General features: G+C 72.9%; 12 protein-coding genes. 9 read left to right on the top strand and 3 right to left on the bottom strand.

Annotated elements, in window-relative coordinates; genetic code table 11:
• Positions 1–60: 60 nt before the first annotated feature.
• The 3 genes from ACXVGS_RS02105 to ACXVGS_RS02095 form a co-directional block, all read right to left on the bottom strand.
• Entirely contained in the window at positions 61–1,734 is a 1,674-nt protein-coding gene (locus ACXVGS_RS02105; protein ID WP_458528511.1) for a methyl-accepting chemotaxis protein, read from the bottom strand.
• A gap of 73 nt (positions 1,735–1,807) precedes the next feature.
• The gene (locus tag ACXVGS_RS02100; RefSeq protein ID WP_458533092.1) at positions 1,808–2,242 is read right to left on the bottom strand and encodes a chemotaxis protein CheW; all 435 of its coding nucleotides are present in this window, start codon (positions 2,240–2,242) and stop codon (positions 1,808–1,810) included.
• Positions 2,239–4,428, bottom strand: coding sequence for a chemotaxis protein CheA (locus ACXVGS_RS02095; protein WP_458533091.1), 2,190 nt, complete (start codon positions 4,426–4,428; stop codon positions 2,239–2,241). The genes ACXVGS_RS02100 and ACXVGS_RS02095 overlap by 4 nt, the downstream gene beginning before the upstream one ends.
• A 294-nt stretch (positions 4,429–4,722) precedes the next feature.
• Here ACXVGS_RS02095 and flgB point away from each other — a divergent pair, with 294 nt between their 5' ends.
• The 9 genes from flgB to ACXVGS_RS02050 are packed head-to-tail and all read left to right on the top strand — an operon-like array spanning position 4,723 to position 11,840.
• Entirely contained in the window at positions 4,723–5,079 is a 357-nt protein-coding gene (gene flgB / locus ACXVGS_RS02090) for a flagellar basal body rod protein FlgB (protein ID WP_458528508.1), read from the top strand.
• On the top strand, positions 5,079–5,477 hold the full coding sequence (locus tag ACXVGS_RS02085) for a flagellar basal body rod protein FlgC (RefSeq protein ID WP_458528507.1): 399 nt from the start codon (positions 5,079–5,081) through the stop codon (positions 5,475–5,477). The genes flgB and ACXVGS_RS02085 overlap by 1 nt, the downstream gene beginning before the upstream one ends.
• Positions 5,478–5,481: 4 nt before the next feature.
• Positions 5,482–5,781 (top strand): flagellar hook-basal body complex protein FliE, encoded by a 300-nt coding sequence (fliE, locus tag ACXVGS_RS02080; RefSeq protein ID WP_141790326.1) that lies wholly within the window; start codon positions 5,482–5,484, stop codon positions 5,779–5,781.
• Positions 5,778–7,394, top strand: coding sequence for a flagellar basal-body MS-ring/collar protein FliF (gene fliF, locus ACXVGS_RS02075; protein ID WP_458528506.1), 1,617 nt, complete (start codon positions 5,778–5,780; stop codon positions 7,392–7,394). Before fliE ends, fliF begins: the two co-directional genes overlap by 4 nt.
• A 2-nt stretch (positions 7,395–7,396) precedes the next feature.
• Positions 7,397–8,410, top strand: a complete 1,014-nt coding sequence (fliG, locus tag ACXVGS_RS02070; RefSeq protein WP_458528505.1) for a flagellar motor switch protein FliG — start codon at positions 7,397–7,399, stop codon at positions 8,408–8,410.
• Complete coding sequence (locus ACXVGS_RS02065; RefSeq protein WP_458531590.1) at positions 8,394–9,128, top strand: FliH/SctL family protein; 735 nt, start codon at positions 8,394–8,396, stop codon at positions 9,126–9,128. Before fliG ends, ACXVGS_RS02065 begins: the two co-directional genes overlap by 17 nt.
• Complete coding sequence (locus tag ACXVGS_RS02060; protein ID WP_458531591.1) at positions 9,125–10,423, top strand: FliI/YscN family ATPase; 1,299 nt, start codon at positions 9,125–9,127, stop codon at positions 10,421–10,423. Before ACXVGS_RS02065 ends, ACXVGS_RS02060 begins: the two co-directional genes overlap by 4 nt.
• Positions 10,420–10,851 (top strand): hypothetical protein, encoded by a 432-nt coding sequence (locus ACXVGS_RS02055; RefSeq protein WP_458528502.1) that lies wholly within the window; start codon positions 10,420–10,422, stop codon positions 10,849–10,851. The genes ACXVGS_RS02060 and ACXVGS_RS02055 overlap by 4 nt, the downstream gene beginning before the upstream one ends.
• Positions 10,848–11,840, top strand: coding sequence for a transglycosylase SLT domain-containing protein (locus tag ACXVGS_RS02050; protein WP_458528501.1), 993 nt, complete (start codon positions 10,848–10,850; stop codon positions 11,838–11,840). The genes ACXVGS_RS02055 and ACXVGS_RS02050 overlap by 4 nt, the downstream gene beginning before the upstream one ends.
• The last annotated feature ends 62 nt before the right edge of the window (positions 11,841–11,902 follow it).

Here is an 11,902-nt window from a genome sequence, read left to right as displayed (position 1 = left end):
TGGACCTGAGCCACCGGGAGTGGTCGGGTCCACCGCCGTCGCGGGGGGAGCGTGCGCGCGTCAGTAGCGGAAGTGCGCCACCATGGTCTGCAGCTCGCTGGACAGGTGGGCCAGCTCGGCCGCAGCCTGCTGCGTCTGGGCGACGCCGGCGGTCGTGGTCTCGGCCGCGGTCGCGACGCCGTTGATGTTGTTCGCGATCTCGGTGCTGCCGGTGGCGGCCTCGTTGACGTTGCGGTTCATCTCGTTGGTCGTGGCGGTCTGCTCCTCCACGGCCGAGGCGATCGTCGTCTGGAAGTCGCTGATCCGGCCGATGATGTCGCCGATCTCGCCGATGGCCCGGACCGCCACGGCGGTGTCGCCCTGGATGGTCTGGACCCGGTGGGCGATGTCGTCGGTGGCGCGGGCGGTCTCGCGGGCGAGCTCCTTGACCTCGTTGGCGACCACGACGAAGCCGCGTCCGGCGTCACCGGCGCGCGCCGCCTCGATGGTGGCGTTGAGGGCCAGCAGGTTGGTCTGCTCGGCGATCTGGGTGATCACCTTGATGACGTTGCCGATCTCCTGGGAGGAGTCGCCGAGCTTGCCGACCTGCGCGTTGGTCTCGGCCGCGTGCACCACCGCGGACTGCGCGACCCGCGCCGCCTCCGTGGCGTTCTGGGCGATCTCGTGGATCGAGGCGCCCATCTCCATCGAGCCGGCGGCGACGGTCTGGACATTGCGGCTGACCTGCTCCGACGCGGCGGCCACGACGTTGGCCTGGGCCGAGGTCTCCTCGGCGCTGGCGGCAATCTGCTGGCTGGTGGCCGACAGCTCCTCGGAGCTGATCGCCAGGGTGCCGGCGCTGGTGGCCATCGTGGCGATCGCCTGGCGCAGGCTGGCGACCGCGGTGTTGAGGTCCTGGGCCATGGTGCCGACCTCGTCGTGGGAGTCGACCCGGGCGGTCTGGGTCAGGTCGCCCTCGGCGACGGCGCGCAGCACCCTGCTGACCCGGCGCAACGGGCTGGTGACCAGGTGGGCCAGGAACAGCGCCAGGCCGACCGCGAGGGCGACGCCGATCAGCAGCCATCCGACGATGAAGGCCACGGCGTTGTGGAACGTGGCATCCGACTTCGTCACGGTGGCGTTGGCGTCGGCCTGCTCCGCCGCGGTCATCTGGTCGATCAGTGAGAACGCCTGCTGGGTGGCCGGCGCCAGCTTGTCCTCGCGCAACTGGGCGTACTTGACGCGGTCGCCGGCGATGACCATCGGGATGGCCGAGGAGTCGCGGGTGAGGCGGTAGTCGCTCCAGACGCTCTGGAACTTGATGACCAGGTCCTTGCGCGCCGAGTGCGCCATGTAGGCGGTCATCGCGTCGTCGAGCACCGTGTCCTGCTGGTGGATCCGGTTGAGCCAGTCCTGGCGCGACGACGCCGTCGTCGCCTCGGCGAGGTTGGACATGTCGATCCAGCTCTGCTGCGCCTGCTTCTGCATCGCGGCGAGCTCCATGGTCGGCACGAGGTTGTCGCGCTGGAGGCTGTGCACGGAGGAGTTGACCGTGTCCAGCTTGACGACCGACAGCACCACCACGCCGATGGACACCAGCGTCACGAGCAGCACGACCATCTGGATCTTGGTGTTCATCCGCCGGTTGGCGAACCAGCCGCGGAACCGGTCACGCTTGCGTCGCCGCGGGACCGTCGCTTGCACGTCCTCCACCTCCGGCGTCGTCTGCCCGTCCGTGGGCGTCGTGTCGGCCATGGCCGTGGTCCTTTCGTTGTCCATCCGTGGTCTGGGGTGCGCGCCGCGCGCGCAGGGGGGTCGGTATGCCGGGTCAGGCCGGCGCGGTGACCCGCACCGCCTGCTCGATGTCCAGGACGAGCAGCAGCCGGTCCGGCAGGCGGCAGGTGCCGCTGATGAGGTCGGCAGGCGGTCCGGTGAGCGCCTCGGGTGGCGGGTCCTGCTGGTCCGCGCTCACCTCGAGGACGTCACCGGGGGCGTCCGCGACGAGCCCGACGACCTCACCGTCGTGCCGCACCATGACGGTGACCGCACCGGGCTCCGGTCGCGGCTCGAGCCCCAGCCGGGCGCGCAGGTCGACGACGGTGACGACCTGCCCGCGCAGGTTGGCCAGCCCGAGCACCGCCGGCGGGGCGAGCGGGACCGGGGTGATCCGCGGGGTTCGGATGACCTCCTGGACGTGCTCGACGTCCAGGCCGAACAGCCCGTCGTCGACGGTGAACGAGGACAGCTGGCGGGTGCCGCTCACGAGGGCACCGCCATCCAGTCGAGGGTCGCCGGCGCGGCCGGCTCGTAGAACAGGGGGTCGGCAGCCAGCACGGCGCCACGCACGTCGAGGAGCTCGGCGACCTGGCGGCCCACGACCACCGAGCCGTTCAGGCCCGGACCGCCGAGGTCGCTGCTCACGCCGTCGAAGTCGTCGCTGATGTCGTGGATGGCGCTGACGACCAGGCCGACGCTGCGCCCGCCCTCGCTGTACACGACCACCTGCACCCGCTCCTGCGGACCGGGGTCCTCGGCCACGCCCATCACCCGCGCCAGCCGGGCCAGGGGAAGGATGCCGTCGCGGTACTGGATGACCTCCCGGCCGCCGACCTGTTCCAGCGTCGCCGTGGACAGCTCCTCGATCCGGTGCACCGCGGCCAGCGGCACCGCCACCCGGCGGTCCGGCCCGACCCCCACGATGAGGAACGCCTCGCGCTCCTGCTCCGCGGTGACCTGCCCGGGCTCGGCGGAGGCGGCCAGGTCCCGGGCCGCGCCGAGCACCCCGCTGCGGTGCCCCAGCGCCGTGACGTCCAGGATCAGCGCCACCGCACCGTCGCCGGAGACCATCGCCCCGGCATACAGCCCGATGCCGGCGAGCTGGGAGCTGAGCGGCTTGACCACGATCTCCTCGGTGTCCACCACCCGGTCGACGACGATGCCGAACTGACGACCCTCGCTCTGCACGACCACGACCGAGACGGTGCCGTCCGCGCGCCGGCACGACGTCAGGCCCAGCGCCGCGTCGAGGTGCACCAGCGGGAGCAGCCGGCCGCGCAGCCGCAGCACGGGCACGCCGGAGACGTCCTCGATCGTGGTGCGCACCTCGCCGGAGGGGACCGCTACCAGCTCGACCAGGCTGAGCTGGGGGATGGCCAGGCGCTGGCCACCGGTGGCGACGGTCAGGGCGGGGATGATGGCCAGGGTCAACGGGATCTGCAGGGTGACGGTGCTGCCGAGGCCGGGGACGCTGCGCAGCGCGACCGTCCCGCCGACCTGCTCGATGTTGGTGCGCACCACGTCCATGCCGACGCCGCGACCGGAGACGCTGCTGACCGCCTCGGCGGTGGAGAAGCCCGGCTGGAACACCAGCGACGTGGTCTCCTCCGGCGAGAGCGCGGCCAGCTGCTCGGGGGTGAGCAGGCCCCGCTCGACCGCCTTGAGACCGACCCGCTCCGGGTCGATGCCCCGGCCGTCGTCGGCGATCTCGACGTGGACCTTGCCGCCCTGCTGGTAGGCCCGGAGCCAGATGACGCCCTCGGCGGGCTTGCCGAGGGCGACGCGTTCCTGCGGGGGCTCGATGCCGTGGTCGACGGCGTTGCGGACCAGGTGCGTCAGGGGGTCCTTGATCGCCTCGAGCAGCGAGCGGTCCAGCTCGGTCTCGCGGCCCTCCATCTCCACGCGGACCTGCCGGCCGCAGACGACGCCGAGGTCGCGCACCACGCGCGGCATCCGGCTCCAGATGTTGCCGATCGGCTGCATGCGCGTCTTCATGACGCCCTCCTGCAGCCCGGCGGCGATGACGTCGAGGCGGTGTGCGGTGTGCATCAGGGCGGGGTCGGCGATCGTGCCCGCCTGCTGCACGATCCGGTTCCGGGTCAGGACCAGCTCGCCGACCATCTGCATCAGCTCGTCGAGCACGCCGATGTCGACGCGGATGGTGTGGTCGGCCACGCCCCGGCGGCTGTCCACCTCGGTCTCGCCGCCGTCGTGGTCGGCGGGCTCCGGCGCGGGGACCGCGGCCGGACGGGACTTCCCGGACTGCATCGCGTCGGGGTCCGCGCTCTGCAGCCGCTCCAGCTGGGCGACGAGGGCGGAGAAGTCGTGCTGGCCCTCCGCGCCGGTCGCCTCGATCGAGGCCAGCACGGTCCGGATGGCGTCGACCAGGTCCAGCAGGGCCGCCGCGCGCTCGAAGTCCAGATCCAGCTCGCCGTCACGCAACCGGCTCAGCAGGCCCTCGCCGACGTGGCTGACCTGCTCGAGCTGGCCGAAGGCGAGGAAGCCGCTGGTGCCCTTGATCGTGTGGATGGTGCGGAAGATGCCCGCCAGCAGCTCGCGGGACCCGGGGTCACGTTCGAGCTCGACCAGGTCGCGGTCCAGCTGGTCGAGGTTCTCGTGGGACTCGACCAGGAACTCCTGGACGATCTCCTTCATCTCGGAAAGCTCGAACACGGTCCCTCCTTCGAGCTCCTCGCGCGTCGCGTCCGTGCGTTGCGGTCCGCCCCACCTATCGGCGGGCACGGGCCGCAGGTGAGGGATTCGGGCCACGAGCGGCCCTCCAGGCGACCACGCGGCATACCGCGTTGTGCCAGGACTTGGCACAACTCCTCAGGTCGCCGGGGGCAGCGCCGATGAGGGGCCCGGTCACGGAAGACCAGCAGCTGCCACGGACAGGCGGTGAACCCCTGCCCACAGGCCCCTCCCGAGGGGCCTGATCCGTCGACCGCTGCTGGAGGAATGACCTCAATGCCGGAGCCTCTCGGCGACGTCACCATGAGCGCGCTGCACCAGGCGCTCTCGGGCCTCGCCCTGCGTCAGCGCACCATCGCGGACAACGTCGCGAACATCGAGACCCCCGGCTTCCTCGCCGGCAAGGTCGACTTCGAGGACAGCCTGCGCAGCACGCTCGCGGCCGGGGGTGACCCGGCGGCCGCCACGCCGAGCCTCGCGCGCTCGCTGGAGCCCACCCGCACCGACGGCAACAACGTCAACCTCGACGAGGAGACGCTGGCCGGCGAGCAGACGAACCTGTCCTACTCGCTTGCGATCGAGGCCATGACGGCCAAGTTCAGCCAGCTGCGCATGGCGATCGGGAGCAACTGATGGGCATGTTCGACGCGATCAACAACGCCGGCTCCGGGCTCGTGGTCTACCGCAAGTGGCTGGACGCGGTGTCCGACAACGTCTCCAACATCAACGACGTCTCGCCGACGAGCGGGCCGGCGTTCCAGGCGCGCTACGTCGTGGCGCAGGCACAGGACTACGGCAACGCCGGTGGCGCCAAGGTCGGCGGGATCGAGCTCGGCAGCGCCGGGGGCCGGCTCGTCTACCAGCCGGACAACCCGCTGGCAGACAAGGACGGCAACGTGCGCGTGCCCGACATCGACCTCGCCGACCAGATGGGCCAGCTGATCATCGCCCAGCGCGCGTACCAGGCGAACCTGTCGGTCGTGCAGCGGGCGCAGGACGCCTACCAAGCCGCGCTCGGACTCGGGAAGTGACGCGATGATCCCTCCCATCTCCGCCATCGGCGCGCTCCCCGTGCCCCAGGTGGCCGCCCCTGCTGCCGCCACCGCCACCCCCGGCGTCGACTTCGGTGGCCTCGTGTCCAACAGCCTGCAGCAGCTGCAGGACCTGCAGAGCACCAGCGACAACCTGGCGGTCAAGGCCGCCACCGGTGACCTGACCGACATCCACGACTACATGATCGCGTCCAATGAGGCCTCGGTGGCCACGAGCCTGACCGTGGCCGTGCGCAACAAGGCCGTGGACGCCTTCACCGAGATCATGCGGATGCAGATGTGAACGGCTTCGACCCCAAGGCGCTGATGGCCCGCGCCCGCAACCTCTTCTCCGGCTTCACCACCGGCCAGAAGGCGATGACGGCGATCGCCGTCGTGGCGGCCGTCGTCGGTGGCACCTTCTTCGTGTCGTGGGTCTCCCAGCCGACGTACGCCCCGCTGTTCACCAGCCTGTCCTCGACCGACGCCGCCGCGATCACCGCCAAGCTCACCGAGGCCAAGGAGCCGTACCAGCTCGCCGACGGCGGCACCACGGTGCTCGTGCCGCAGGCCGACGTCTACCAGCAGCGGATCAACCTCAGCGGTCAGGGCCTGCCCGCCGGCGGGGGCAACGGCGACGGCTACTCGCTGCTGGACAAGCAGAGCCTGACCACCTCCGACTTCCAGCAGAAGGTCACCTACCAGCGGGCGCTGGAGGGTGAGCTGCGCAAGACGATCGAGTCGATCGACGGGGTGCAGGCCGCGGTCGTGCACCTGGCGCTGCCCGAGCAGGACGTCTTCACCAGCGACGCCGCCAAGCCCACCGCCTCGGTGCTGGTCAAGACCGCGCCGGGCACCTCGCTGACCAGCAGCCAGGTCGAGGCCGTGGTGCACCTGGTCTCCTCGGCCGTGCCCAAGCTCGACGCCTCGGCGGTCACCGTCGCCGACGCCAGCGGCCAGGTGCTCAGCGCCGCCGGGCAGGACGGGGCCTCCTCGGCCCTCAACGACGCCCGTGCCCAGCAGAGCCGCACCGCCTCCGACGCCACCGCCGCCGCCGTGCAGTCGATGCTCGACAAGGTCGTCGGCCCCGGCCACGCGGTCGTGCGCGTCGACACCTCGCTCAACTACGACCAGCAGACCGTCGACCGCGAGGAGTACCTCGTGGACAAGAAGCAGGTCCCGCTGACGGTCAGCACCAGCAAGGAGACGTTCAAGGGCAACGGGTCCGCCGTCGGCGGCGTGCTCGGGCCCGACAACATCTCCGTGCCGAGCGGCACCGGAGGCTCCGCCTCGACGTACACCAAGGAGTCCGGCGACCAGACCAACGCGGTCGGCACGCAGAAGACCCACACCACGGCGGCGCCGGGGCAGGTCAAGCGGATGACGGTCGCGGTCGTCCTCGACGCGGCCACCACGGGCTCGGCCGACCCCAAGCAGATCAGCGCCCTGGTCGCCTCCGCGGCCGGCCTGGACACCGCCCGTGGCGACGTCGTCACGGTAGACAAGCTGCCGTTCGACACCAAGGCCGCCGCCGCCGCGGCCAAGGAGCTGGCCCAGGCCGAGTCGGACAAGCGCACGTCCGACCTCATCAACCTCGCCAAGACCGTCGGCCTGGTCCTGCTGCTGGCCCTGGCGCTGTTCGTCTTCGCCCGCCGCAGCCGCAAGGTCGAGCGGACCCCGGTCGACCTCGGCGAGCTCGAGGCCTACCGCGAGGAGCGGGCCCAGCTCGCCCGGCCGCAGACCCTGGCCATCGACTCCGGCCTGGGCTCCCCGGCCGTGCTGGAGGCGCCGAAGCCGATCTCGCCCGAGGCCGAGATGCGGGCCGCGATGCACGACGAGATCAGCCAGTTCATCGACGACCAGCCCGACGAGGTGGCCCGCTTGGTGCGCGGCTGGCTCGTCGAACGGAGGCCCTGACCATGACCTCGATCGAGAACCTCTCGGGGCTGCGCAAGGCGGCCGTCCTGCTCGTCCAGGTCGGCAAGGAGCAGTCCGCGCAGATCCTCAAGGGCCTGCGCGAGCCCGAGGTCGAGGCCCTCACCGCGGAGATCGCGCGGCTCGAGGAGATCGACGTCGAGACCAGCGACGCGGTGCTGCGCGAGTTCCAGGAGCTGGCCGCCGCCCGCCACTACTACAGCCAGGGCGGCATGGCCTACGCCGAGGAGGTCCTCGTGGCCACCCTCGGCCCGGACAAGGCCAAGGCGGTGCTGGCCCGGCTCACCTCCACCATGGTGGAGATGCCGTTCGAGTTCCTGCGCCGCATCGACCCCCGGATGGTGCTGTCGTTCCTGCAGGACGAGCACCCGCAGACGATCGCCCTCGTCCTGGCGCACATGGCGGCCGATCAGGCCGCGGTCGTGCTCTCCGGCCTGTCGGAGGACCTGCAGGCCGACGTCGCCCACCGCCTTGCGGTGATGGACCGCACCTCGCCGGAGATCGTCAAGCAGGTCGAGGCTCACCTCGAGCGCCGCCTCTCGACGGTCCTGCAGAGCAGCGACTACTCGGCCGTCGGTGGCCTGCAGCCGCTCGTGGAGATCATCAACCACTCCGACCGGGCCACCGAGCGGCTCATCCTGCAGGGCCTGGAGGTGCGCGACAGCGAGCTCGCCGAGAACGTCCGGGCCCAGATGTTCATGTTCGAGGACATCGTCATGCTCGACGACCGCTCGGTGCAGGTCCTGCTCCGCCACGTCGAGACCAAGGACCTGGCCGTGGCGCTCAAGGGCGTCAAGGCCGACGTCAAGGACAAGATCATCCGCAACATGTCCGAGCGGGCCGGCACCGCACTGGTGGAGGACATGGAGGTGCTCGGCCCGGTGCGGCTCAAGCAGGTCGAGGAGGCCCAGGCCGTCGTCGTCCGGCAGATCCGCGAGCTGGAGGAGGCCGGGGAGATCCTGATCTCGCGAGGGGGCAGCGATGAGTTCGTGGTCTGAGAGCCTCCCGCGCACGGTGGTCATGCGCGGGTCGGACGCCCGCGCGGTGCGCCCCGCCCGCATCGGAGCCGACCTGCGCTCCACCCCGTGGGTGAGCACGCACGGCGCCGACCCGCGCCTGTGCGACCCGACGCTCGAGGCGGTCGTGGCCGAGGCGGCCAGCACCGCCGCCGACGAGGCCCGCACCGCCGGCTTCGAGGACGGCCTGCGCGCCGGGCTCGAGCAGGGGCGGGAGCAGGCCCGGCTGGAGCTCGAGGCCGAGCTCGCCGCCGTCGCCGCCCGCGAGGAGCAGGAGCGGCAGGTGCGCGCGGCGCAGCTGGCCGCCACCCTTGCCACCCTGGCCCAGGCGGCCACCGCCCTCGCGCAGCGGGAGGCGCCGGCCGTGGAGGAGCTGCACCGCAACGGTGCCGTCATGGCGGTCGAGATCGCCGAGGCCCTCGTGGGCCGCCACCTCGAGGTCGCCGAGTGCCCGGCCCGCGACGCCGTCGAGCGGGCGCTCTCGCTCGCGCCGGCCGGCAGCGTCGCGGTGGTGCGCCTGCACCCCGACGACGTCGAGGCCGTCGCCGCCCGCGGCCCGCTCGCACCCGACCGCAGCCTGACCCTCGTCGCCGACCCGCAGGTCGAGCGCGGCGGGTGCGTCGTCGACGCCGGCGAGCGCCGTATCGACGGCCAGATCGGGCCGGCGCTGGAGCGCGTCCGGGCGGTGCTCGAGTCGTGAGCGCCCTGCTGGACGCCCTGGTCCGCGCCGCAGCGCCGGAGGTCACCGGGCACGTCACCCGCGCGGTCGGCCTGTCCATCGACGTCGCGGGGCTCGACCTCGCCGTCGGCGAGGCCGTGTCCATCGCCGGCGACGACGGCCCGATCCTCGCCGAGGTGGTCGCCCTGCGTGAGGACGTCGCCACCTGTATGCCGGTCTCGGACCTGCGTGGGGTGCGCCGCGGCGCACCGGTGATCACCACCGGCGGCCCGCTGCGCGTGCCGGTCGGCCCGGGCCTGCTCGGCCGCGTCGTGGACGCGCTCGGCCGGCCGATGGACGGTGGACCTGCTCCGACCGACGTGACGCTGACCGGAATCGAGGGGACCGCCCCGCCGGCCATGCGCCGCAGCCGGATCGACACCCAGCTCGGCCTCGGCGTGCGGGCGCTGGACACCCTCGTCCCCTGCGGTCGGGGCCAGCGCATCGGCATCTTCGCCGGGTCCGGGGTCGGCAAGTCCAGCCTGCTGTCCATGATCGTGCGGGGCACCCAGGCGCCGGTGTGCGTGCTGGCCCTCGTCGGCGAGCGCGGCCGTGAGGTGCGCGAGTTCGTCGAGCGCGACCTCGGGCCAGAGGGCCTGGCCCGGTCGGTGGTCGTCGTGGCCACCTCCGACGAGCCGGCGCTGGTCCGGCTGCGCGCCGCCTCGACGGCGACGCGGATCGCCGAGTGGTTCCGCGACCGCGGCGAGGACGTCCTGCTGGCCATGGACAGCGTCACCCGCGTGGCCATGGCCCAGCGCGAGGTGGGCCTGGCGGCCGGGGAGCCGCCGGCCACGCGGGGCTACCCGCCGTCGGTCTTCGGCCTGCTGCCGCAGCTGATGGAGCGCGCCGGCACCGCCGAGCGGGGCAGCATCACCGGGCTCTACACCGTCCTCGTCGAGGGCGACGACATGAACGACCCCATCGCCGACGCCGCCCGGTCGATCCTCGACGGCCACGTCGTGCTCGACCGCCGGCTCGCGACCTCCGGGCACTTCCCGAGCATCGACGTGCTCGAGTCGATCTCCCGCAGCGTCAACGCGATCACCAGCCGCGACCAGCGCGCCGACGCGACCGCACTGCGCCAGCTGCTGGCCGCACGCCGGGACGCCAAGGACCTCGTCGAGATCGGCGCCTACGTCGCCGGGTCCAACCCGCTGGTCGACCGGGCCCTGCGCCAGGCGGACGCCATCGACGGCTTCCTGCGCCAGGACGTCGAGGACGTCACCGGCCTGTCGGACGCGTGGGCCGCCCTGCACTACCTGGCGGTGTCCGCGTGAGCCGCCGTCCGCGTTCGCGCCTGGCCACGCTGCTGCGGGTGCGCCGGATCGCCGAGGAGGCCGCCCGCGCCCAGCTCGGTGCCGCCGCCGCCCAGCAGGCCCTGGCCGCCACGGCGCTGCGGCGCTCGCGGGAGCAGCTGGCCGACGCCTCGGCCCTCGACGCCCCCGCCCCCGTGGAGCAGTTCCTGTGGGGCCGCTCCCGGATGGAGGCCCGTGCCGCGTCGGTGCACCGCGCCGTCGTCACCGAGGCCGCCTCCCGTCAGGCGTTGGAGGAGAGCCGCTGCCTCTGGAGCGAGGCAGCGCAGCGGATGACCGCGATCGAACGGCTGGAGGAGCGCGCCCGTGAGGCCGAGCGCCTCGCCCAGCTCGCCCAGGACCAGCAGGTGGCCGAGGAGATCGCCGCCACTCGGGCGGGGGAGGGGCGATGAGCGTCGACCTGTCCGGCCTGGTCGCGGTCCAGTCCCGGATGCTGACCATCCAGAGCCGGTTCGCTGCCGCCTCCGGAGCCGCGCCCGCCGCCGGCTCGGCCGACACGTTCGCCACGCGGCTGGCGGTCGCCACTGCCGACACGGGCACCGGCTCGGCCGTCGGTGGCGCCGACCCGGCGTCGGCCGCCAACTCCGCCACCGGTGACCAGGTGGTCGCCGACGCGCGCCGCTACCTCGGCGTTCCCTACGTCTGGGGCGGCACCGACCCGCAGCAGGGCCTGGACTGCTCCGGGCTGGTGCAGCGGGTCTACGCCGACCTCGGCGTCGACCTACCCCGGGTCGCGGCGGACCAGGCCCGGCAGGGGACGCCCGTGGCCTCCCTCGCGCAGGCCCGCCCCGGCGACCTGCTCGCCTTCGGTGACCCGGTCGACCACATCGGCATCTACGCCGGCAACGGCCAGATGGTCGTGGCCCCCAAGACCGGGGACGTGGTCAAGGTCGAGGCCGTCTACCGCACCCCGACCGCGATCCGGCGGATCCTGCCGGACGCTGCGTCCTCCTCGACGACGGCGTATGCCGGCTCGGCGACGGGTGCGCTGGCAGCCGCGCCCGCGGCCTACCGGGACCTGTTCACCGCGGCAGCCGCCCGGCACGGCGTGCCGGCGAACCTGCTCGCGTCGGTGGCGCGCGCGGAGAGCGGGTTCAACCCCTCGGCGGTCAGCCGCGCCGGCGCGCTCGGCCTCATGCAGCTCATGCCCGGCACCGCGCGCAGCCTCGGCGTCAACCCGCTCGACCCGGGCCAGGCCGTCGACGGTGCGGCCCGGCTGCTCGCGCAGGACCTGCGCACGTTCGGCTCGACCGAGCTGGCGCTGGCCGCCTACAACGCCGGCCCGGACGCGGTCCGCCGCTACGGCGGCGTCCCGCCCTATGCCGAGACCCGCGCCTACGTGCAGCGGGTGCTGGCCTACCAGAACGGAGGTGCAGCGTGACCGCTGCGATCCCCGCCGGGGCAGGTCCGGTGCTGCCCGGGTCCGCGTCGGGCCGGGCCGGC

Source organism: Oryzihumus sp. (assembly GCF_054325275.1).
This window is presented reverse-complemented; position numbering and strand designations above follow the sequence as displayed.